We start from the raw sequence: 22,427 nt of genomic DNA, 5'->3' as shown, positions 1-22,427 counted from the left end.
TCCTCCGGTTGGCTGATATTTTCTGGTTTTGGCTGATTCCTTCCTCCGGTTGGCTGATATTTTCTGGTTTTGGCTGATTTCTCCTTCCGGTTGGCTGATATTTTCTAATTTTGGCTGATTTCTCTTTCCGGTTGGCTGATATTTTTACTTTTCAGCTAATTCTCTTGCTCGATTGGCCAGATATATTCAATTATCCACTATTTCCTAGCCCAATTAGTGATTTTTTTTATAAGAGAACCATTTAATTGGCTAAGCTGTATATGAGTCATCATTAATTCCCCCACACTGTTTTCGTCACTGCTAACATTGTTACCAAAAGGAATTAATGGACCAAACACAAATTAGCTAATTTTCCCAATTAATATTACTATCCTTTATTACGCCAAGCAAAAGGCCTTCAAGGTGTAATCCTTGAAGGCCTTTTGGTTAATGGTAGCCGTTTGATCCGTTGGCAGAACCAGATGTTTTATGCTTAGGCTTGCTTTTCCCTTTTTGTTTTGTCCCGCCATCTTTTTTTGTATGTTTTGTCATTTTAAATTCTCCCTTATTAAAATGTTTCCCCTCTAATAGTTTGTTCTTTTTACATTCTTTTATAGAGGTAAATAACGGATACACTTAACAAGGTTCTTTCTTTCTTTCCGTGAAATAAGCATTAATCTCGCCGCCAATAATAATAATAATACCTGTTATATAGAACCATATCATTAGAACTATAATCGTTCCGATACTTCCATATGTTGCCGAATAATTACTAAAGTTCCCTACATAATAAGAGAAGGCTAAAGAAGCGACTACCCAGCCAATTGCAGCGAAAATGGCTCCTGGAATAGCGGAAATACATTTTAGTTTTTTATTCGGTGCAATCCAATAAAGAGCAAGAAACACAATAAATAGAATGATGGGGGATGCAAGAAATCTTAAAGTATTCCATAAGGATAAAAATTCATCCGTTAAATTAAATTGTGAAAATAAAAACATCCCTATTTGTTCTCCAAAAACCGGCAATAGCAAAGCAACTACTACTACAGCAATCATTCCAAGTGTCAGTAAAATAGACATACCTCTTGCTACTATAAAAGATCTTGTTTCTTCCACATCATACGCTTTATTTAGCGCCTTTACGATAGCATTTAAACCGTTTGAAGCAGACCATATTGTCGCAATGATACCAAATGATAATAAACTAACATTTCTGCTGAGTACCTGATCAATATTAGATTCAATCGTATTCATAATGTCGCCAGGAGCAAATCCTTCCACTAATCCTAATAAGTCTTCCTTCGTAATAGGAAGATACGGAAGAAGAGTCATCACAAAAATAAGTAATGGGAAAATTGACAAAAGGAAATAATAGGATAATTGGGCTGCCAGATCAAATACATTATCTTGTTGAATTTTCTTGATAAGAACCTTTATAAATGGAATTACGCCTCCCATACAAAATCACCGTCCTAACAGTTCTTTTATGTATGTCTATTGCCCTTTATCGTGTAAATAAAAACCTGTTCACTAATTAGAAAAGACATTAGCCCTTTCTAGCATATGTTCTCATAGTATGTAATGGGAGGCAGCCTAAAGCATCTCCCCTCTTCTAATGTAAAAAATTCCAAATAAAGAGATGGGTACATAGGCTGCTATCCCTGTCAAAACCATTCTTACTGGCTATTCTGGCTTAGGTAAATATTGTATGCTGGAAACAAGCGTTTTTTCCTGATTTCTCGTATTCCCGCTTGAGAAAGCTTCCTTTGTATCTCGGATAATACCAGCAACGACTGGTGTTATTCCTTTCAGTTCTTCTAACTGTTTTTTAACAAATGCAGCATCGTCCGAAATTTTCAGGGCTGAATTCTTTATTTTTTCGGAAGTTAGATTCAAGCTAGATGTCATTTGATCCAAATCTGTTACAGTATCTTTCGCATGCTGTAAAGTTGTTACCGCATGTTGTCTTGTATGTCTGTCCAATAAGCTAATAGCTGTTCCAATAAGACTGCCGATAAAAAGACCTTTTGTCATACTTATTTTCATCATCCCTGCCACCTCTCCAAATTATTTGGCTATTACAGCCCCAATTTTGTAAAACAAGCTTGAAGGATGGCTATTATTGCTTATAAGGAATATTTTTGCTTAATCTCTCGTAACAGACCTTCACAGCCATCCTTCACTAAGGCAAACACCTCTTCAAAATTGCCGGTATAATATGGGTCTGGTACTTCTTTTCCCGCAGCGTGGTCTGTATAATCCATTAACAAACGGACTTTTGTGCCGTCTAACATTTCATTAAGCTTTTTAATATTTGCTATATTACTGTTATCCATTGCAATTAGATAATCAAATTCTTCTAAATCCTTATCCGCCAATTGACGGGCAAAAATACCTGCATCCTTGATTTTATTCACTTTAAGAATATCTCTTGTTCCCTGGTGAGGCGGATTACCAGTATGCCATCCGCCGGTTCCAGCCGAATCACAAATAATACTTTCTTGCAATCCTTCCTTTTCGACTAAGTCACGGAATACTGCCTCCGCCATAGGAGAACGGCAAATATTTCCTAAGCAAATAAATAAAACACGTATTTTCATTTTTATTTTCCTCCATTTTTCTATTTACATACTTTTTTTACTTACCAGTTCGCAAAAAGCACTTTATTTAATGATACATCTCTATATTGACATTTCTATGTTTGCATGAAAAGATGAATAGAACAACTTTATTGTCCAGGAAAGGGGAAAGGTATGAATTTAGATAATAAAACAACAGAAAATGTGAATTTCATGATTGAAAAAATAAAAGAAAAATTAAAAGTATTGAACATAGGTGCCATTAAATCCACCCATTTTGATGAAGATCTATATGATGACATTAAAGAAATTTATGAGCATGTGATGAAACGAGACTCCTTTAGTCCAAATGAAATGCAGGCACTCGCTGAAGAGCTTGGAAACTTGCGAAAACAATAACTTGATTTAGAAAAAATAATCAGTGGGTGAGTGCCCACTGATTTCTTTTAATGCCATAGGACAACGAATACCATTAAACATCTTGATCGGTAAGTATAACAGGACCCTCTTTTGTGATAGCAATGGTATGCTCATATTGTGCTGAGTGCCTTCCATCTATCGTTCTTGCCGTCCATCCATTATTATCCATTTTCATTTTATAATCACCAACATTAACCATCGGCTCAATTGTAAATACCATTCCTTCTTTGATACGAGGCCCTTTGCCTGCTAAACCAAAATGAGGTACTTCTGGTTTTTCATGTATTACTTTGCCAATACCATGACCGATAAAATCTCTCACAACAGAAAAACCTTGTTCTTCTACATATTGTTGAATAGCGAATCCAATATCCCCGATTCGATTGCCAACCTTCGCCTGTTCAATACCTATATAGAGGGCTTTTTTTGTAACATCCATCAGTTTTTGCAATTCAGCTGATACTTCTCCAACTGCATATGTCCAGGCAGAGTCAGCCAAAGCACCATTATAATTAACAACCATGTCAATGGTTACGATATCTCCTTTTTTTAGAGGCTCATTTCTTGGAAAACCGTGACAAATTTCATCATTTATACTGGCACAAGTTGCATATGGATAATCACGATATCCTTTTTGTTCAGGAGTGGCTCCCATTTCTGCTAAATAAGCTTCCACCTTTTGATCAATTTCCAATGTTGTAATCCCTGGTTTTATCATCTTGGCAATCATTTTATGGCAACCAACTAGAATCTCACCAGCCTTCTTCATTTGTTCTATTTCTCGTTTTGATTTTAATACAATCATGTCCAAGCCTTCTTCCTATCTAAAATTACCGCTAAGAATGAACACAAATAGAATTTTTTCTACTCCTCTTTTTATATTAGCGGTTCATTAAGTATGTTATCTTAACATTATGAGTTGATTGCAGCCAAAAAAACAATTTATCTCTTCTTAAGATTAACACAAAAAAAGAGCCTATACCTACTCCAACTCATGATAAAAAGATTATATTCCCCTTACCATAAATCTGTGTAGGTACAGACTCTTTCCATTATTTATATTTCTTTATTTATTTAAAAGCTTTAATGATTCACGATTAAAGGCAGGGATATCTTCTGGCGTTCTGCTTGTTACCAATTGGTCCCCACATACCACAACCTCTTCATCCTTAAAAGTAACACCTGCGTATTCCATGTCCACTTTGATTGATTTATAGCCAGTGGCATTTCTACCTTCTAGCGCTTTAGCAGTAATGAGCAGCTGCGGTCCATGACAAATTGCAAAAACAGGTTTTTTTGCATCCATAAACGCTTTTGTAAAGGCCACAACTCGATCATCGACACGGAGCTGGTCAGGAGAAAATCCACCTGGAATGAATAATGCATCGAATTCATCAGGGGAAACCTCATCTATTCCTTTATCAATTGTCACAGAGGCTTCTTTTTGTTTTCCTTCCACTGTTTTACCATCTTCTAGTTCAATTGTTACAACTTCATGCCCAGCTTCTTTATAAGCCTTAGCCGGTTCTGTGTACTCAGAGTCCTCAAACATATCAGTAATTAAAGTAGCAATTTTTTTACTCATATATAGCATCTCCTTTTTCTATTTTCTATAAGTAACGTTCCCCATAGAATGAAAATAAAACATGCTAGGACCATTTTTTCACGCCTCGTTTCTTCTTGCAAAATCAACAAATCGGAATTTATCTGGTCGATGTCGCGACTCTGTAAATTGAAATAAAGTAGCATTTTCAAAATATATGTAGTTTTTAACTACTACGATCGAATGAAATCCTTCTAAATCTAATAGGTTATAGTCTTCTTCTGTAGGCTCTTCTACTGTAAATTCTTTTTTCGCAAAGCTAATTTTTAAATTTAACTGTTTCTCAATATAATCAAAAATAGAGTTTTTACATATTTCCTCTGTTAATCCCGGAACATATTTTACGACAATATAATCCTTATCTAAAATGATACGTTCTTGATTAATTTCTCTTACACGAAAAACTTCCCAGATAGAATCGTCCTTGTTTAACTGCATTTCCTTTTGCAAAAAAGAAGATGGTTGTTTATTCGTAAAGCTTTCAATAATTGTGACAGAGGAATGTCCCATTTTATCCGCTAATTCCTTAAAGCTAACTAGCCCGGAGATTGGAAATTGCAGTTTTTCTAAATCAAGCACTAAAGAACCTTTACCTCTGAGCTTTTGAATATATCCTTTTTGCGATAAAATATTTAAAGCCTTACGAATTGTTTCTCTAGATGTGTTATACTGCTCAGCTAATTCATTTTCAGATGGCAAAATAGTATCGGGTGGATACTTTCCATTTCTTATCGCAGCTTCTAATTCCTCGAATATCATATAATATTTATTCAACATGAAATTCACCAACATTTTCAAATTATTCGTTACCATTCTACTCTTTTTCAGACAAATTGTCTAAAAAGGATTGAAAAATGAATAAAAAAATGTTTCAGTGTATGTAGAAAAGGGTAAACACTATAAGATATATTTCAATATTGTGAACATACTTTTAGAAAAATCTTTTACACATCAATGGTTTATAAGCATAATGGATAGAACAATTCGTTCTTTATATGGAACTTTTTATCTATAAATGCTATCATAAATATACATACCGTAAAGAGTGAAAGTGAGTGAGCGTATGATTGGGGATCGTGTAAAACAGCTACGTTTAGAGAAGAGAATGTCCTTATCAGAATTAGCTGAACAAGCCGGAGTTGCAAAATCTTATTTAAGTTCCTTGGAAAGAAATTTACAATCCAATCCATCGATTCAGTTTTTAGAAAAAATAGCAGCTGTTTTCAATATACCAGTCGATCATTTAATCAATGATCAACAGAATAAGGATGAAATAGATTCTGAATGGTTAAAAATTGTAAAAGAGGCAATGGATTCCGGGGTATCAAAAAAAGAATTCCGTGAATTTTTGGAATTTAACAGATGGAGACTGGAACAAAAAAAATAGTACGTTTTCCACTTATATGGCTAAAATAAGTTATTAGATTTTTTCCATTTCAAAAGAGGTTATCTACATTGAATACTTTTCCATTATTGTCAAGTATTCAATGTAGAGATATCTATTTTGTCCATTTTTTAGACAATCATTTTCTATATACAAATGTTTATTTCGGATTTTCCTGAATTAAGTAATCCTTCTCACTTCGCAAAAATTCTCTTACTTCTTGCAAATTCATTCCAATATTTTTGGCTTCATTAATTAATTGAATCCATTCTGAATCCAATTCTTCGGTAAAAAGTTGACTATTAATCACTTAATTCTTCCCTCCCAAAAATACATTTGTATTTTGGCAGTCCGGCCATCATTGTTTTAAGACATTAGATCCGTGACTTTGCGTCCCAAACTTTCGTATTGGTTTGCCTTTTACATTTACCTTTTCTCGTATTTTTTACTGTTTTCTCATTATATCGCTTTTCCTCATGAAATGATGCAGTAATTTGTCATAAAATTAGGATAAATTACTAAAATATTTCTCCTTGTTTCTACAAAAAATGTTGATTACAGCGAATCTTATCGAATTAATCATACTTATGCATTATTTACAGATTTCTCTTAAGTCAGGAGCACTACTTATCTTGTCTTCTATCATAATATTGTGTTTGATAGCTTTTTAGCACTTTTTTAAAAGAATAATTAATATGAATTTGTTCAAATGTAATCGCATCAAAAAAAGGATATTCCGTTAAGTCATTTTGGCATATAGGACAAATCCACCTGCCTCGTTCACTACTACTATACGATGGTCTATTGCATATATCACAGTTTTTTCTATACATTTTCCACCCTCTTCCTTTTTCTTTTTGGTTTCTTATGCTGAAATAATTGTTACTGATTTAGTTCATTTATATCTCTTTAGTTAAATTATAATGTTATAAAACACAATAATGTTCTTAGTAAAGAACTTTTCCATAAGTATAGTGCAAAACTATCATTTTTGAAAATTCCAAAATCAACCGTTTTTTCTTTTTAACGAACGATTATCATTCTTTTCCTCACAATAACTCCTTTTATCTAGCTTTTTCATATTTTATATTCACTATATCGTTCGTTATAATGAAATTACATTTCTTATGTGATAAGGAGAATATTGTTATGTTGGTTGGAGAAAAAATAAAGACATTAAGAATAAAAAAGGGCTTTTCTATTAATGAACTTTCCGACAAATCCGGTGTTTCCAAATCTTATTTAAGCTATATTGAAAGAGGAATTCAAAAGAACCCCTCTCTTCAAGTATTAACGAAACTTGCCCACACTCTTGAGACAAATGTAGAGGAACTACTAGACAATAATTATACAGTGATAGATGGAATCGATGAGGACTGGATGAGTTTAGTAGAGGAGGCAATAGAAGAAGGAATTACAAAAGAAGATTTTGCTGGCATTCTTGAATATGTTAAATTTAAAAAAAGACAAGAGAACTAGAAAAAAGGAAGCCTTCTCTATTAATGGCAATAGCGAATGGCCTCCCCCCATTGGAGTTTATGTGTACTCTTCTTGTTTCGTTTTTCTAATAAACATTCTTTCATCAAAAAGACTATTCAAAGAGAATGCTACTACCGATTTGGAAGCGATATTCTTACTTCGAATAGTCTTATTTCTTATTTATTTAACTCTACTGCTATTTTTGAGCCCACCTCTGCATTGTTTTTGACTAATGCAATATTAGCAACTAGGCTTGTTCCTTCTGTTAACTCTTTGACACGACTTAATAAGAATGGAGTTACTTTTTTACCTGTAATATGATTTTCTTTTGCTTCTTGGAGTGCCTTTTCAATAATTTCTGTAATGTATTTTTCATCGAGAGCATCTTTTTCTGGAATTGGATTAGCGATCACTACCCCGCCATCTAGTCCTAATGCCCATTTTGTTTGGATCATATCTGCTGCTTCTTTTGGATCTTCTACTGAGAAATTCACTTCAAATGGACTCGTTCTTGTATAAAAAGCAGGAAGAGACTTTGTTCCATATCCTACAACTGGAACACCATATGTTTCAAGATATTCTAGCGTTAATCCAATATCTAATATTGATTTGGCTCCCGCGCAAACAACCGCTACGCTTGTTTTAGCAAGTTCTTGTAAATCCGCAGAAATATCCATTGTATGCTCTGCTTCTCTATGAACGCCGCCAATTCCGCCAGTTACAAACACTTTAATTCCTGCAAGTTCTGCGCAAATCATGGTAGCAGCTACAGTTGTTGCCCCATTCTTTTTACCAGCGATCAAATATGGTAAATCACGTCTGCTTGCTTTCTCAATATTATCGCTTTTAGCTAAAAATTCAATTTCATCTTCTGATAAACCAATTTTTATTTTCCCTTCTATTATTGCAATGGTTGCAGGAACTGCGCCATTTTTACGAATAATATCTTCTACCTCTTTAGCAGTTTCCACATTTTGAGGATAAGGCATTCCATGGGAAATAATAGTCGATTCTAAGGCTACAATCGGTAGATTATTTTTCTTTGCTTCTAATACTTCTTTTGAGAATTCTAGCCATTCTGTTTTCATGTTATATGCTCCTTTTTGCAAAGTATTTTCCAAATAGTTCTTGTAATTTTTTATTATTTAATAACGGATTTACTGTTTGATTCGATTGAAGGGTTATGTTTGAGCAAGTAATACCGATTTTACAAGCATCTTCCGTGTTTAGGCCTTTAATATGAGAATACATTATACCTGAAACAAGGGAATCACCAGCACCTGTTACATCGACTACTTCTGCTTCTGGAGGTAGGATCACACCAGCTTCCCCCAATTTAGTAAAATAGATAAGGCCTTTATCTCCCCGTGTAATAACTACTTTTTCAACACCTTTTTCGAGAATTATTTCAGCTGCTTTAAAGAAGTCTCCTTCTTCTTTTATTTTTATTCCTGCTAGTACCTCTGCCTCATCTCTGTTTGCAATCAACCAAGTAACTCCATGCAGATCTTCTGGCAGCTTTCGTACTTTTGGTGCCGATACAGGCGTAATACACAATGCCATTTGTTCTTGCCTGCATCTGATGATAATATGCTCCAATACTTCTGCTGAAAAATTAGTGTCAAGAATAACTAATTCTGATGTTGCAATATACCCCCACTTTTTATCGATTATATCTTTATCAATGCTGTCATATATAGACATATCTGCTAAAGCAACGGCAAGTTCACCATCAGATTTCAATAAGGCTGTATAAGTCCCTGTGCGATAAAGATTAGACAAAAGAGATGGAGTGATATCTGCATAGTTTTTGGTATTCTCTAATAGCCATTCCCCTTCATGATCATCTCCCACAATAGTAAATAAAGAAGTTTCGAGTCCCAATCGTCCTAAATTCTCTGCAATATTTCTTGCGACCCCGCCAGGTGACTGACTTGTAGATGCTGGATTAGAGGTTCCGTACTGAATGGTCTCCTCTGCTTGAACTTTACGATCAACATTGGCTCCTCCAATACAAATAACTTCTTTCTTTTTTGGTAATACATAAGCTCTACCTAGTAGTTTCCCTTCTTTTGTTAAAGAAGAAATATAGCCTGCTACCGCAGAACGGGATAAGCCCATTTTCTCAGCTATTTCATTTTGAGTAACAAAGGGATTTTCTTTAATCAGCTGAAGAATAAAAATCTCTTTATCATTCACTTCCATCTCCCCCTCAAATAAAGTGAAACTGCCATTGGTTAGAAGTAGAAATGAGTTATCTCTATTTCTAACAAAACATTTGTCTTTATTATAAACTTTTGTTTGATGAACAACAAGACTTTATTCATTTTTACGAAAACTTTATTTATTTGTTGATTTAGTCTTCTTTTTTAATAAGATTTCTATATCAAAAAAAGAAGACTATCCATTGTTAGTCTTCTTTTGCAACTCTTGGTTCAATTAAAATATCTACTCTTCTATTTTTTGCTCTTCCTGCAGAACTATCATTACTAGCAATAGGCTGAAACTCGCCGTAACCTTTCGCACTAAATGATTTAGGATCTAATTTCTTGTTATCAAGAAGTAATTTCATGAAATTCAGTGCTCTTGTCACACTTAGTTCCCAGTTGGACTCATAACTTGAATTACTGATTGGAACATTGTCTGTATGTCCACTTATAATAATGCTTCGCGGTGGATCCATCACAAGTAAATTGGCAATTTCAGAAACAACTTTTCTGTCCTTATTTCGAACTTCAGCACTTCCAGAAGCAAAGAGTACATTATCTCTAATTGAAACATGCAAACCTTCATCCGTCAGTTCCGTATCCAGCTTATTCCCTAATTTATTCTTAGCAATATAGGCATTTACCTTCTGTTGAATCTCTAATAATTCTTGTTTATCTTGCTGTTCTTGTAATTCTTTTAGCTCTTTTTCACTAAGATTTTTTTTATCCTTTTTGTCTTCCTTTTTCTCTTGGTCAGCCAAATCAACATCTGTAGTTTCACTATTCATTGACGGTGCAGGACTAGGATATTCGAAAATACCTGTCCCTCCTTGTAATTCTCTATTAAAAGCTTCTGCTATTTCAGAGAATTTTTTTGCGTCAACAGAACTCATGCCATATAAAACGATAAATAAAGCCAACAATAAAGTAAGGATATCGGCATAAGGAACAAGCCAAGATTCGTCTACATGCTCCTCATGATGTACTTTCTTTTTTTTCTTTTTACTCATTCGTATTCACACTACTTTCGCTTTCTTCCAGAAATTGTCTTCTTTCTGAAACAGGTAAATACGATGCAAGCTTTTGTTCAATTACCCTAGGCGCTTCTCCTTCTAGAATAGAAAGAACCCCTTCTATCATCAAATATTTTTGACTTGCTTCCACGTGTGATTTTCTCTTCAGTTTATTTGCAAATGGATGCCATAAAACGTATCCCGTAAATATCCCCATTAAAGTAGCAACAAACGCAGCACTAATAGCATGTCCAAGTGCTTCAGCATCAGACATATTTCCTAATGCAGCAATCAGCCCAATTACTGCTCCTAGTACTCCCAATGTAGGAGCATAAGTACCTGCTTGCGTAAAAATTAGTGCTCCTGAACGATGTCTCTCTTCCATTGCTTCTATTTCTTCTGTTAATACATCTCTAATATACTCTGCACTTTGTCCATCTACAGACAAAGATAAGCCATTTCTTAAAAATGGATCTTCAATTTCATCTGTTTTTGCTTCTAATGCAAGAAGTCCTTCTTTTCTAGCTAATTGTGCCCACTCTGAAAACAAGCGGATTAACTCTTTCGTATCCTGCACTTTCTGCTCCTTAAACAAGATGCCGAATAACTTTGGAACTCGTTTAATTTCTGAAGCAGGAAAGGCAATAACTACTGCTGCCACTGTACCTACTAAAATAATTAGAATAGCCGCTGGATTCAATAATACTGCAGGGCTGACACCTTTAAATACCATTCCAACTCCAACAGCAATAATAGCAAGTATAATTCCTATCAAGGAAGTTTTATCCATCATTTTCACCTATCTTATTCCAAAATTTCGATTCTCTGTCTTACCTTTTTTTTCGACATTTCTCTTCAAATTTTTAGTTTTATTTCATGTAAATTTCGTAAACTTCATGAATCATGACGATAGTCCTGCTTTTTAATAAAAAAAAGGTGATATTTTCATCACCTTTTTTTTGAAATATAAGTGAAGAAACCTATATTTGAATTAAAACCGTAACTACTATCATCATTTTGGAAAAAATTTATTCTCAACCTTTTTCTGATATCCAGAAAAAGGTTGAGAATGACTTCCTGCTGTACGTTCTTTCATCATTTTACGGAAGCGCAATAATTTTTCATTATATTTTCTTTGTAAAACTAATTTTTCTTCTTCTGTCTCACAGGAACGAATTAAATCTTCCATGGACAGTAATTCTTGTCTAATCTTATCTTCTTCTAATGAATATCCAGCATTCTTGAGAACACGATAAGCCATTCGCAATTCTTCTGGTACAGATGCTAAGCTATCCTTTGGGAGCGGTTTTCCGAACCCGGGAAGATGGTTAAACTCCCCGTCTTTATATGCTTTTTTTATTTTATCTTCTGAAACAAGAAACGAAAAATCCATTCATCCATCCCCTCCTGTTTTCAATAAATCTATTTCCATTATACAATTTCCACTTCTCGTCGGTATAGGATGAGCGATTTTTATAAAAAATAGAAAAGAAAGGGGTGTTATTATTGGCACGTGGAGAACATTTCAATCATAAGAAGAAACACCATCCAGGTCCGCTTCCAAAGGATACAAGAAAACATACACATACAGAGGATGCTCCTGGCGATGAAGAATTTATCGTAACACAGGAAGCTTTTAAAAACCGAATCGAAGAAGAAGAATAAATCCAAGCAATAGACGGCGTTCTCGACCATTCGAAAAGGGCGCCGTCCTCCTTTTCCCCCAAAAAGTGGTCCCCTTTATTTTCTTATACGTTCGAAATAGGTCATCATATGCTTCGCCTTTATATTCAGCAAAAGCTCACTATTTCCCACTCCCCTTCTTCTCTCATGTTATACTAGAAGGTATCGTATGACTAATAAAACGATGATTATCAAAAAGAATACGGTTGGCTTTCTTACTTGAAAATGAATAACAGAATCTACTTCTTTTATTCAAGACAGCTAAAATTTCTATTGGAAGGTGTTTAAATGAAATCTCTTGTGTTATGTGAAAAGCCAAGTGTTGCTAGAGAAATTGCAAGAGTGCTTGGTTGCAATAAATCCACTAAAAATTATTTAGAATCAGATAAATATATAGTGACTTGGGCTTTAGGCCATTTAATTGAATTAAAAATGCCTGAGCATTATGATCCTAAATTTAAAAATTGGAATTTAGATGATTTACCAATTATTCCACAAAAAATGGAATTAAAAGTGATGAAGCAAACCAGTCATCAATATAAAGCCATTGAACAACTAGCAAAAAGAAAAGATATTAAAGATTGCATTATCGCCACAGATGCAGGGCGTGAAGGAGAATTAGTTGCTCGTTGGATTTTAGAAAAGATTCGATTTAACAAACCAACTAAACGTTTATGGATATCTTCACAAACAGACCGAGCAATAAAGGATGGCTTTAAACAACTAAAGCCTGGAAAAGACTATGATCGCTTATATCAATCCGCTGTGTGTAGAGCACAAGCAGATTGGCTAATCGGATTAAATGTTTCAAGAGCCTTAACAACAAAATTCAATGATCCATTGTCAGCAGGGCGTGTTCAAACTCCCACTTTATCAATGGTTCTAGAGAGAGAAAAAGAAATTCAATCCTTTGTTCCAAAAGAATATTGGACCATCACTGCACAAATAGATTCTCTACAAGCAAAATATGAAAAGAATCAAGAGAGAAGAATCTTTTCAAAAGAAACGGCAGAAAAAATTGTCGCCAATACTAAAGGAAAACCAGCAGTTGTTGAAACACTAACCGTAAAAGAAAAAACAGAACAACAGCCATTGCCTTATGATTTAACAGAGCTCCAGCGAGACGCAAACCGTCGATTCGGCTTCTCTGCCAAAAAGACGTTAAATGTCCTGCAGAAGCTATACGAGCAACATAAACTTGTCACCTATCCAAGAACGGATTCACGATATTTAACGACAGATATGAAGAATACGATGATTGATCGCATCGAAAGTATTTCTGGAGCATTTAAAGAAGAAGTTCAACCTGTTTTACGTAACAAGGGGAAGGTCGAAGCCAATAATGTGTTTAATAATAATAAGGTATCTGACCACCATGCCATTATCCCCACTGAGCAGCCTGTATTTTTAAACCGATTAGATAATGAAGAAGTAAAAATTTATGATTTAATCGTAAAAAGATTTTTGACACTATTTTACCCAAAATATAAGTACGAAATTATTTCTACAACATTAAACATTAATGGAGCTTCATTTGTCGCTCAAGAAACAAATATATTAGAGTTAGGTTTTAAAGCATTAGACTCTCGCAAAACAGATTCTTCTAAAAGTCTACAGCTTCAAAAGGGGCAACAATTAAAAGTCCAATCTGTAAATTTGGAGCAAAAATTTACGGAAGCCCCATCTCGTTTTACAGAAGCTGATATTCTGGGGAAAATGGAAAAATTCGGACTGGGTACTCCAGCTACACGTGCTGAAATTATTGAAAGATTGCTTTCATCTGAGGTATTAGAAAGGCAAAATGGGAAATTACATTCTACCTCCAAAGGAAAACAGCTCATCAATCTCGTTAATGATGATTTGACTACTCCCGATTTAACGGCAAAATGGGAGCAAGAGTTAGAGGATATCGCTAAAGGAAAGGCAAATCCTCATCAATTTATGGAACAAATTAAAGAGCAGACAAAACGATTTGTCCGGGAAATAAAACAAAGTGAGAAATCGTATAAGATGCACAATCTCACTGGCTCCAAATGTCCTGAATGTGGATCTTTCCTAAAGGAAAAAAATACAAAAAACGGAAAAATTCTTGTATGCTCCAGTATGGATTGTTCTTTTAGTAAAAGAAAAGATCCTAAACTTTCGAACAAGCGTTGTCCACAATGCCATAAAAAAATGGAAATCCATAATGGAGTGGCCGGTACCTATTTCCAATGCAGAAACTGCAATGTTGTGGAAAAAGCTACAGACCGTAAAAAGACCATTAACAAAAGAGAAGAACGGAAACTTGTTCAGAAATACAGTAAAGACGAAAGCTTTGGAAATAGTCTAGGAGATTTATTAAAAGCCGCGATGAAAAAAGACGATTAAAAGCTATAAGGCTGTTATATTCGCATTCCAGCTATTAATTACTCCAATATCATCCGGATAATTTCGGATGATATTTTTTATGTAATTTGCTACTATTACAAGCCGTTCACACTACTCTTTGCTTCCATGAATAAGTTTCCCTCTTTTTCTTCATCGATTATTAAACTTTTCTAATAAAGTTTTCGCACTTAGCTCTCTAGTGGAAGCAACCTGCCAATCCGCTTTTGCAAAAACATCTCCTTGTCCTATCCCGACAGAAAACATAGGCGTTTGTAAAATACCACTCAAGCCTGCTTGTCCATCCTCTATAGCAGCACACTCATGATAATCGATCCCTAAGCAATCTGCTGCTGTTAAAAATATTTCTGGATCTGGTTTTCCCCTTTTCAGAGAATGTGGGTCTACTATGCAGTCGAACCAGTCTCTTATTCCAAAACGCTCCAATAAAAAAGGTGCATTGGAGCTAGAGGATGCAATCCCAAATTTAATCCCCATTTCCCTAAGTTCTTTCAAAAATTCATACATTCCTGGCAGCATATTTTCTACTGTGAATTCTGCAATTAAAGCTTTATAATAATCACTCTTGCGATTTCCTAATATTTCCTTTTCCTTATCCGTAAATACTTTATCTGTTTGTGCAACTAAGTCGTCAATTAGCACCTTTCGAGGAACACCTTGATATCTTAAGTTATCTTCTCTAGTAAAGGAGACCCCAATCTCCAACGCCATTTTTTTTGTTGCTTCGTAATATAAAGGAACAGTATCTGCTATAACACCATCAAAATCAAAGATAACTGCTTGTAACCGATTAGTCATAAAAACCTCCTATAAATAAAAAAACAATTATATCTATTCTATCAAAAATGCATATTATTTGTTTCCCTCGCGCTAAGATCAATTATTATCCTAATGTTATGATCAATCAGTTTATTTCTCTTTCTAAAAAAGCTACAATAGAAGCAGCATCCATTCCATATTGGGATTCATGTTATACATAGAGCTAACCGCTTATAGAAAAGGAGAATAAAAATGAGTACATTTCAAGAAAATCTACAAAAATATGCAGAACTCGCAGTAAAAGTCGGTGTAAATATCCAAAATGGACAAACGCTTGTTATTAATACATCCATTGAATCAGCAGAGTTTGTTCGTCTTGTCGTAAAAGAAGCTTACCAAATTGGCGCAAGTAATGTTGTAGTCAATTGGAGTGATGATTTCGTTACTCGTACTAAATACGAATTGGCACCAGATGAAGCATTTAAAGAATATCCTGAATTTAGAGCAAAAGAGACGATTGCACTTGCAGAAGAAGGGGCAGCCTTCATGTCAGTAGTATCTTCTAGTCCAGACCTTTTAAAAGGGATTGATTCTGAACGAATTAGTAACTTCCAAAAAGCTTCTGGTACAGCTTTAAGCCAATTCCGAAAATATGTACAGTCCGACAAAGTAAGCTGGACCGTAATTGCTGTTCCATCCAAAGCTTGGGCAAATCTTGTTTTCCCAGATGCCCCTGAAAACAGCAGAGTTGAGTTACTATGGGATGCTATATTTAAGGCTATTCGAGTAGATCAAGCAGATCCAATCCAAGCATGGAAAGAACATGATAAAAAACTTCATACAAAAGTGGATTACTTAAATGAAAAAGCATACAAACAGCTTCATTATACAGCTCCAGGTACAGATTTAACGATTGAACTTCCAGAAGGACATCTATGGTGCGGTGCAGGATCCATCAATGAAAAAGGTTTTGAATTCATGGCAAATATGCCGACTGAAGAAGTCTTCACTGTTCCACATAAAAAAGGAGTAAATGGAACTGTATCAAGCACAAAGCCTTTAAGCTATGGCGGAAACATTATTAATAATTTCTCCGTAACCTTTAAAGATGGTCGAATTATCGATGTGAAGGCAGAAGAAGGGGAAGAAATTCTTCGTCAATTAGTTGAAACAGATGAAGGTTCTCATTATCTTGGAGAAGTAGCTTTAGTACCACATCGTTCACCTATTTCTCAATCAAATATTCTTTACTACAATACTTTATTTGATGAAAATGCTTCAAATCACTTAGCAATCGGAAGTGCATATGCATTCTGTATTGAAGGGGGAAAAAAGATGTCAAGTGAAGAACTAGCTGAAAAAGGTCTAAACGATAGTATTACACATGTCGACTTTATGATAGGTTCAGACAAAATGAATATTGACGGTATTACCACAGACGGAAAAGTAGAAGCAGTATTCCGCAATGGAGACTGGGCATTTTAATTTTTAGTAACCAAGTTCAATAAGGATGTTCCATGGAATGTTTATGTTATGAAACATTTCACGGAACATCCTTTATTTTACTGTTTTGTTAATCTTCCTATTTTACCAATCTAATCGATTTAATTCGTTGAGATAAGTCCAATTGGATGATTAGTTTATAGTTTCCTGCTGTATAAGTAGCTATAGACCCATCCTCTTTCGTAACAAAATCATCTGGCTTCCCGATTGTATCTTGAATCGATTGTACTGATTCTTTTAAACGAATACCTGGAATAGAAATAGAAGTAACAAGATCGGTTTTCTTATCATAGTAATAAGTAACCTCAGGAAAATCCAATTGACTATATTTCTGATTATAATCCTTGATTGTATAATTCGAATTAATTTTCTTTATCTCTTTTATATTTGTTCCGATTGGATATTGGGCGCCTATCAACATTCCTTGTTCCGCTAAATTTTTTAAACTAGAAGTAACAGATAAGTTTTTATATGGATAGTAAAATTCCGTATCATCCAGCCATTTATTTATAATATCCTTATTTTCAATAGAAGTTCCATCTACTTTAACTAATTTCCCGCTTTTCTGTTCAAGCATCCATGTATCAAATTCCATTTGGTCGGTATCTTTTTTCCTTAAGGTCTGTATATAATTTTGTTGAATGTTTTTGATATTTTTACTAAAGATACGCATTCCATAATCAGTCAGGGTAACTAATTTTCCATCATGAATGGTATAGAAATAGGCCATTACCTCATTTGCTTCTTCTCCTTGGTAAACAGCCGCAATATTTTGCTGGTTAACAAGAAATGTCGCTATATTTTTTTGCGACAAATTGAAGGTCATAGGATTGGGTAATTCTAGATCTTGTTTCACTGCTTCCTTTCCGTATTCTTTCGTCCATAAGTAAAAGGCAAAATCTCCAGTCACAATCGTATCATCTTTTTCCCCTAGATCCGTAGCTTCTACTTGCTGATATTTCCTTTCTCCTTCTCCTATAATATATAATTCATACTCTTTCTCTTTCACGTTCATATCTATTTCAAAATAAGCATTATCTTTCGTCCATTGTAAATCTTTCTTAATCACCATATGTTTTTGATCCAGCTCATTTTTATGTTTCTCTGTTAGATAGGAATTAACCATAGAAGTGATTAAAATCCCTGCAATTATAATGACTACGACCAATAACAGCCAGATATATTTATTTCTTTTCATTATCTTTCTCCTATTTTCCAAACATATCTATACTCCTTTAGGAGGAGTTAGATATTCACTTTATGGATAGTCATGTTCTAGTTGTTTAAAATCAAGCATAACTACCATAAGTTATATTATTGAAAGCTCACTAAAGATACTAATTTTTTTATAGAGCTTCATATATACTTATTAATAGTACCAAATTGCTCCCCAATCTACAAATCTAGCTTTTTCCAGCTCCTACTCCCCCCTTCTCCGAGACCTTTCACACACATCATATAGACTATCCGCTCTCCCATTACCCATATCCAAGGACCTAACTTGCGTCAATATAAATAAATATGAGATGATTAATAAGAAAGCTTGCTATATATTAAAATAAAGAAAGCTCCAATCTGTGCGGATTTTCTTCACCCTTGCTGATATAAGCACCTTACTCGGTCTTTTCGGATGCTTTTTTCCTTGTTGAGTTCACCGCCCGTTAAAAAGGAGATAAAAGATTTTTAAAATTAGGAGGGACGAAATGAAACAACTACATCTTATAATCAAAGGAAGGGTTCAGGGCGTAGGTTTTCGATACTTTGTCCAAATGATTGCTATGGAAAATCAGGTAACCGGCTGGGTTCGCAATAAAGCAGATGGAACAGTGGAATGTATGGCTGTAGCTTCTTCTGAAACGCTGCGAGCTTTTATGGAAAAAGTAAAAAAGGGAAATCGCTTTGCCAGAGTGGACCATATAGAAATAAAGGAAAGTGAGCCAGAAGAACTATTTTCGAGCTTTAAGGTGATTTATTAAATAATTCATAGGACATATTCGATTTCTGCCATGTCCTATTTTTACTAAATTGTGTTTTCATTAACTTGATAATAATAATTTTTCATGTCAGAATAATAATATTTTAAAAAACAAAATAAGATGTACATATATTAGGAGGATCGCATGTGGAAAGACTTTAAAGCATTCGCAATAAAAGGTAACGTAATAGATTTAGCAGTAGGGGTGATTATTGGTACGGCATTCAGCAAAATTGTCAGTTCACTAGTAGATGATTTGATCATGCCGCTGTTCGCCCACTTTGTTGTCGGCGTAGATTTCTCAACATGGTCTTATTCAAGTATAAATTATGGAAACTTTATACAAAGAATTGTTGACTTTTTCATTATTTCTTTCTCTATCTTTTTAGTAATCCGCTTCTTAAACCGCTTTAAGAAAAAGGAAGAGGTACAAGAAGAAGCAGTAACCGTTGATACTAAAGAAGAGCTATTAAAAGAAATCCGTGATTTACTGAAAGCAGATGTTGTTCGCGATAAAAATGGCTTAAATTGAAACTTTTTTGCGCGTTGTTCGTATTACTATATAAATTAAACACAATACAGGAGTGAAGAAAAATGTATGCATATAGCCCAAGTAACGAATATATGCCCTCTGTTTTAAGAACTTTTGCTCTTTCTCTAGGAATAGCATTCATTGGAACAATGATTGGTAATTTTGTTCCATCCTATTTATTTTTACCGTTGTCAATTTTAGAAGTTGTTCTTTTATTAATCGCCATCTTCGCAAGAAGAGGAAAATCATTATCTTATGGTTTCTTATTTACCTTTACGTTTATTTCGGGGATTACCACCTTTCCAATCGTCTCTTATTATGTATCCACAGTTGGCGGAAATGTTGTCATTAATGCATTGGGTACTACGACAATTGTGTTTGCTGGGGTTGCTATATATGCAACAAAAACGAAGCGCGACTTCTCTTTCTTAAGAGGAATGTTACTCGCTTCCCTAATCGCTTTAATTGCTATCGGTATTTTCAATATCTTTTGGCCATTAGCAACAGGTGGCATGCTCGCATATTCCTTCATTGGTGTCCTAATATTTAGCGGCTATGTGTTGTATGATTTTAATCGAATGAAACATTATGGTATAACAGCAGATCAAGTTCCTTTAATGGCTTTAAATTTATATCTCGATTTCCTAAATTTATTTATAAGTATCTTACGTATTTTCGGAATTCTGTCCGAAAGAGATTAAAAAGGTTTGAGTAAAGAGGTCAAAAACCTCCTTGCTCAAACCTTTTTTAGATGTATGCCTATAAATAATCCGCTATTTGTCTTCTAATTAATCGAATCATTTCTTCTGGATTATCTTTTATTACAAAAGAGTACACTCCACGATTTGTATGTAAATATAGCATTTTATATTGATTACTCGAGGGCTTAAAGGAAATGTCATGGATGGTGTGTAAATGAAATGTCTGCTCGTCGCTAGTAACTCTATCACTCCATAAAACTAGACTTTTTTCTTCTTCGATTATTTCCATATTCAAGTCAATCTTTCTTGTAACAACAAAATAGGAAAGAGAAAATATTTTCACTTTTACCTCCTAGCACCTGTCCCATAGTATAGAATAATTATGGATAACGAAATTAAACACTATCCCCCCTGCAAAATCAGACAGTGTTATTAGACAATATTTTGGAGAATGTCATCATTTCCTGGAAAATAATTTGGTATTTCGACAGCATGTAAAATCGATTTTTATCAATAATGAAAATATTCTCTTTTTCCCAGACTTTCTTTCGACAAACTTATTAGCTTTAGTATGATTTTATGCATTACTAGGATAAGCAAGAGAATGACATGGCATTCCCTTGCCCATCATCAAAAACTTCTATATTTCTTTGCAAGTTCTTCTGTTTCTTTCTTCCGTTTTTTTCGTGCTTCCGCTCGTTCCTTCGCTGATTCGTAAAGGCTCTTTTCCTCTTCTGTTTCTGGGATAACTTTGGGAACTTTTGTCGGCTTTCCATTTTCATCGATGGCAACCATCGTTAGAAAGCTAAGTGCGCATAAATGGCGCTCTCCAGAAATTAGATCCTCTGCCGTTACTTTTACAAATACCTCCATGGAGGAAGTTCCAGTATAGGTAACAAAAGCTTCTAGACACACAGCATTTCCCTCATGAATAGGATACAAAAAATCAACTGAATCAGTCGAAGCAGTAACAATCCCTCGTCTTGCATGACGCATCGCTGAGATAGCAGCTGTATCATCAATATAGGCCATTAATTTGCCACCAAATAAAGTTCCATAAGTATTGGTATCTGTTGGAAAAACAATACTTGTTTTCACTACTAGTGACTCACTACAAAATTTTGACTCTTCCATAGCTCCTCCTTGCATATTCATGGGAGTTTTCTTCCTTTTTATCATATCTACCATCTTATTATATGCTAATTTAGGAGGAAGAGTCTAATATTGCTTGGATTAGGGTTATCGAAAAAAAGAATTTTTCTTCCGGGCTTTTAACAGATCCCCCATCCACCCTCGTGATTTAAGATAGAAATATACAACAACCGTTGAGCCAATAATCACTGCTAAAGAAAAAACGTAGCCGAATTTCCATTTTAGTTCTGGCATAATCTCAAAGTTCATTCCCCATAATGCTCCCCAAGCCATAATTGGTGTACATATTGTAGTGAATACCGTCAGGGTTTTCATAATTTCGTTTCCTCTATGCTGGGATACTACCTCTTCAAAATTAACGAGATTATTTAATTCTTTTTGGTATTCTTCCACCAAAATTAATCCTCTTTCGATTCTCTTAGTAACACGAGCATATACTTTTCCTTTGGTAATTTCCTCGCCAAAAGCTTCCTCTAATGAGTATCTGATTTCAAGAAAAGGGATCATAACATTCTTCCAAACAAGAAGTTCATGTCTAGACTGATACACTTTATCTAATGTTTTTATACTATTTCTTTGTTTAACATCCCAAATCAATTGTTCTAACTGTTGTTCATAAGCATCTATATGATACAAAATATCTGTCATTACTTTTCCTAGAATAACCATAAATCCTTCAATCGGTGTTTGTGCATGCTTTATCTCTTTTATTAGATTGTTTCTATCAATATGTAAACTATTATCCTTATAATCATAAGTAATTAATGTATCCCTTGATAAGAAAAAATGGAAAATTTCATAGTCTTCTTTTTTATCTATTTCTCTATGGTATATAAGCGAACCACTTAATATTTCTTGGTCTTCTTCTGACGTATCAATATGAAGATAGTTACTTCGATTTCCTTTTATATCGCGAAACCATGAATTTATTAATGGACCCTTTTCTAAGGACACTTCCTGTATATCCGCTTCTTCCAATAGCTGAAACCACTCCCAGTTCTCTAAACGATATCTTTTCACTTGAATCCCCCCTTAATCGCTTTTCAATTATTATTCCCTGAATGACGTTT

The 22,427-nt window shown here is 34.5% G+C and carries 27 protein-coding genes and 1 riboswitch; of the genes, 9 read left to right on the top strand and 18 right to left on the bottom strand.

What is annotated here, in order from left to right:
• Positions 1 to 615: 615 nt before the first annotated feature.
• From MHH96_RS09145 to MHH96_RS09135, 3 genes are all read right to left on the bottom strand, one after another.
• A complete protein-coding gene (locus MHH96_RS09145; protein ID WP_047941720.1) occupies positions 616 to 1,437 on the bottom strand; it encodes a YihY/virulence factor BrkB family protein in 822 nt (273 codons plus the stop codon).
• A gap of 225 nt (positions 1,438 to 1,662) precedes the next feature.
• Positions 1,663 to 2,028, bottom strand: a complete 366-nt coding sequence (locus tag MHH96_RS09140) for a YtxH domain-containing protein (RefSeq protein WP_141231691.1) — start codon at positions 2,026 to 2,028, stop codon at positions 1,663 to 1,665.
• A gap of 77 nt (positions 2,029 to 2,105) precedes the next feature.
• A complete protein-coding gene (locus MHH96_RS09135; RefSeq protein WP_061799886.1) occupies positions 2,106 to 2,579 on the bottom strand; it encodes a low molecular weight protein-tyrosine-phosphatase in 474 nt (157 codons plus the stop codon).
• Positions 2,580 to 2,732: 153 nt separating this feature from the next.
• Here MHH96_RS09135 and MHH96_RS09130 point away from each other — a divergent pair, with 153 nt between their 5' ends.
• Positions 2,733 to 2,957, top strand: a complete 225-nt coding sequence (locus tag MHH96_RS09130) for a DUF1128 domain-containing protein (RefSeq protein WP_061799888.1) — start codon at positions 2,733 to 2,735, stop codon at positions 2,955 to 2,957.
• Positions 2,958 to 3,030: 73 nt separating this feature from the next.
• On the opposite strand, the gene map is transcribed toward MHH96_RS09130, so the two are convergent.
• The 3 genes from map to treR all read right to left on the bottom strand — a co-directional run bounded on the left by map (position 3,031) and on the right by treR (position 5,358).
• A complete protein-coding gene (map, locus tag MHH96_RS09125; RefSeq protein ID WP_061799891.1) occupies positions 3,031 to 3,783 on the bottom strand; it encodes a type I methionyl aminopeptidase in 753 nt (250 codons plus the stop codon).
• A gap of 261 nt (positions 3,784 to 4,044) precedes the next feature.
• Complete coding sequence (locus MHH96_RS09120; RefSeq protein ID WP_341117126.1) at positions 4,045 to 4,563, bottom strand: type 1 glutamine amidotransferase domain-containing protein; 519 nt, start codon at positions 4,561 to 4,563, stop codon at positions 4,045 to 4,047.
• A 78-nt stretch (positions 4,564 to 4,641) separates the two neighbouring features.
• Positions 4,642 to 5,358 (bottom strand): trehalose operon repressor, encoded by a 717-nt coding sequence (gene treR, locus MHH96_RS09115; protein WP_341117125.1) that lies wholly within the window; start codon positions 5,356 to 5,358, stop codon positions 4,642 to 4,644.
• A 286-nt stretch (positions 5,359 to 5,644) separates the two neighbouring features.
• On the opposite strand from treR, the gene MHH96_RS09110 reads away from it, so the two are divergent.
• Complete coding sequence (locus tag MHH96_RS09110) at positions 5,645 to 5,968, top strand: helix-turn-helix domain-containing protein (RefSeq protein ID WP_341118113.1); 324 nt, start codon at positions 5,645 to 5,647, stop codon at positions 5,966 to 5,968.
• Between the two features lie 157 nt (positions 5,969 to 6,125).
• Here MHH96_RS09110 and MHH96_RS09105 read toward each other — a convergent pair whose 3' ends face one another.
• Complete coding sequence (locus tag MHH96_RS09105; protein ID WP_082138297.1) at positions 6,126 to 6,275, bottom strand: anti-repressor SinI family protein; 150 nt, start codon at positions 6,273 to 6,275, stop codon at positions 6,126 to 6,128.
• A gap of 32 nt (positions 6,276 to 6,307) precedes the next feature.
• Positions 6,308 to 6,393, bottom strand: a riboswitch (cyclic di-GMP riboswitch).
• A gap of 195 nt (positions 6,394 to 6,588) precedes the next feature.
• Complete coding sequence (locus MHH96_RS09100; protein WP_047941728.1) at positions 6,589 to 6,798, bottom strand: hypothetical protein; 210 nt, start codon at positions 6,796 to 6,798, stop codon at positions 6,589 to 6,591.
• A 316-nt stretch (positions 6,799 to 7,114) separates the two neighbouring features.
• Between MHH96_RS09100 and MHH96_RS09095 the strand changes: the two genes are divergently transcribed.
• Entirely contained in the window at positions 7,115 to 7,444 is a 330-nt protein-coding gene (locus MHH96_RS09095; RefSeq protein ID WP_082138298.1) for a helix-turn-helix domain-containing protein, read from the top strand.
• Between the two features lie 176 nt (positions 7,445 to 7,620).
• On the opposite strand, the gene MHH96_RS09090 is transcribed toward MHH96_RS09095, so the two are convergent.
• From MHH96_RS09090 to MHH96_RS09070, 5 genes are all read right to left on the bottom strand, one after another.
• Positions 7,621 to 8,532, bottom strand: a complete 912-nt coding sequence (locus MHH96_RS09090) for a pseudouridine-5'-phosphate glycosidase (RefSeq protein WP_047941729.1) — start codon at positions 8,530 to 8,532, stop codon at positions 7,621 to 7,623.
• Position 8,533: 1 nt separating this feature from the next.
• Positions 8,534 to 9,649, bottom strand: coding sequence for a carbohydrate kinase (locus tag MHH96_RS09085; protein ID WP_047941730.1), 1,116 nt, complete (start codon positions 9,647 to 9,649; stop codon positions 8,534 to 8,536).
• 205 nt (positions 9,650 to 9,854) lie between these two features.
• Entirely contained in the window at positions 9,855 to 10,661 is an 807-nt protein-coding gene (motB, locus tag MHH96_RS09080) for a flagellar motor protein MotB (RefSeq protein WP_061799894.1), read from the bottom strand.
• Complete coding sequence (gene motA, locus MHH96_RS09075; RefSeq protein WP_047941732.1) at positions 10,654 to 11,454, bottom strand: flagellar motor stator protein MotA; 801 nt, start codon at positions 11,452 to 11,454, stop codon at positions 10,654 to 10,656. Before motA ends, motB begins: the two co-directional genes overlap by 8 nt.
• Positions 11,455 to 11,676: 222 nt before the next feature.
• The gene (locus tag MHH96_RS09070) at positions 11,677 to 12,057 is read right to left on the bottom strand and encodes a DnaJ family domain-containing protein (RefSeq protein WP_047941733.1); all 381 of its coding nucleotides are present in this window, start codon (positions 12,055 to 12,057) and stop codon (positions 11,677 to 11,679) included.
• Positions 12,058 to 12,170: 113 nt separating this feature from the next.
• On the opposite strand from MHH96_RS09070, the gene MHH96_RS09065 reads away from it, so the two are divergent.
• Together MHH96_RS09065 and MHH96_RS09060 are read left to right on the top strand one after the other, a co-directional pair.
• Positions 12,171 to 12,329 (top strand): hypothetical protein, encoded by a 159-nt coding sequence (locus MHH96_RS09065; RefSeq protein ID WP_162837578.1) that lies wholly within the window; start codon positions 12,171 to 12,173, stop codon positions 12,327 to 12,329.
• 306 nt (positions 12,330 to 12,635) lie between these two features.
• Positions 12,636 to 14,717, top strand: coding sequence for a DNA topoisomerase III (locus tag MHH96_RS09060; protein WP_144580229.1), 2,082 nt, complete (start codon positions 12,636 to 12,638; stop codon positions 14,715 to 14,717).
• A 150-nt stretch (positions 14,718 to 14,867) separates the two neighbouring features.
• On the opposite strand, the gene pgmB is transcribed toward MHH96_RS09060, so the two are convergent.
• On the bottom strand, positions 14,868 to 15,533 hold the full coding sequence (gene pgmB, locus MHH96_RS09055) for a beta-phosphoglucomutase (protein ID WP_341117120.1): 666 nt from the start codon (positions 15,531 to 15,533) through the stop codon (positions 14,868 to 14,870).
• A 213-nt stretch (positions 15,534 to 15,746) separates the two neighbouring features.
• Between pgmB and MHH96_RS09050 the strand changes: the two genes are divergently transcribed.
• Entirely contained in the window at positions 15,747 to 16,979 is a 1,233-nt protein-coding gene (locus MHH96_RS09050) for an aminopeptidase (protein WP_341117119.1), read from the top strand.
• A 97-nt stretch (positions 16,980 to 17,076) separates the two neighbouring features.
• Here the strand turns inward: MHH96_RS09050 and MHH96_RS09045 are convergent, their stop codons facing one another.
• Complete coding sequence (locus MHH96_RS09045; RefSeq protein ID WP_047941737.1) at positions 17,077 to 18,195, bottom strand: DUF4309 domain-containing protein; 1,119 nt, start codon at positions 18,193 to 18,195, stop codon at positions 17,077 to 17,079.
• A gap of 505 nt (positions 18,196 to 18,700) precedes the next feature.
• Between MHH96_RS09045 and MHH96_RS09040 the strand changes: the two genes are divergently transcribed.
• The 3 genes from MHH96_RS09040 to MHH96_RS09030 all read left to right on the top strand — a co-directional run bounded on the left by MHH96_RS09040 (position 18,701) and on the right by MHH96_RS09030 (position 20,205).
• The gene (locus tag MHH96_RS09040) at positions 18,701 to 18,973 is read left to right on the top strand and encodes an acylphosphatase (protein ID WP_061799910.1); all 273 of its coding nucleotides are present in this window, start codon (positions 18,701 to 18,703) and stop codon (positions 18,971 to 18,973) included.
• A gap of 144 nt (positions 18,974 to 19,117) precedes the next feature.
• Positions 19,118 to 19,504, top strand: a complete 387-nt coding sequence (gene mscL / locus MHH96_RS09035; RefSeq protein WP_047941739.1) for a large conductance mechanosensitive channel protein MscL — start codon at positions 19,118 to 19,120, stop codon at positions 19,502 to 19,504.
• A 62-nt stretch (positions 19,505 to 19,566) separates the two neighbouring features.
• Positions 19,567 to 20,205 carry a Bax inhibitor-1/YccA family protein gene (locus tag MHH96_RS09030; protein ID WP_047941740.1) on the top strand — a complete coding sequence of 213 codons (639 nt, stop codon included), beginning with the start codon at positions 19,567 to 19,569 and terminating at the stop codon, positions 20,203 to 20,205.
• A gap of 58 nt (positions 20,206 to 20,263) precedes the next feature.
• Here MHH96_RS09030 and MHH96_RS09025 read toward each other — a convergent pair whose 3' ends face one another.
• From MHH96_RS09025 to MHH96_RS09015, 3 genes are all read right to left on the bottom strand, one after another.
• Positions 20,264 to 20,548 (bottom strand): hypothetical protein, encoded by a 285-nt coding sequence (locus MHH96_RS09025; protein WP_047941741.1) that lies wholly within the window; start codon positions 20,546 to 20,548, stop codon positions 20,264 to 20,266.
• A 287-nt stretch (positions 20,549 to 20,835) separates the two neighbouring features.
• Positions 20,836 to 21,339 carry an acyl-CoA thioesterase gene (locus MHH96_RS09020; protein WP_144545828.1) on the bottom strand — a complete coding sequence of 168 codons (504 nt, stop codon included), beginning with the start codon at positions 21,337 to 21,339 and terminating at the stop codon, positions 20,836 to 20,838.
• A gap of 105 nt (positions 21,340 to 21,444) precedes the next feature.
• Positions 21,445 to 22,377, bottom strand: coding sequence for a magnesium transporter CorA family protein (locus MHH96_RS09015; RefSeq protein ID WP_053215646.1), 933 nt, complete (start codon positions 22,375 to 22,377; stop codon positions 21,445 to 21,447).
• Positions 22,378 to 22,427 lie beyond the last annotated feature (50 nt).

Source organism: Niallia sp. FSL K6-0212, assembly GCF_038007605.1.
Classification (GTDB): Bacteria; Bacillota; Bacilli; order Bacillales; family Cytobacillaceae; genus Niallia; species Niallia circulans.
This window is presented reverse-complemented; position numbering and strand designations above follow the sequence as displayed.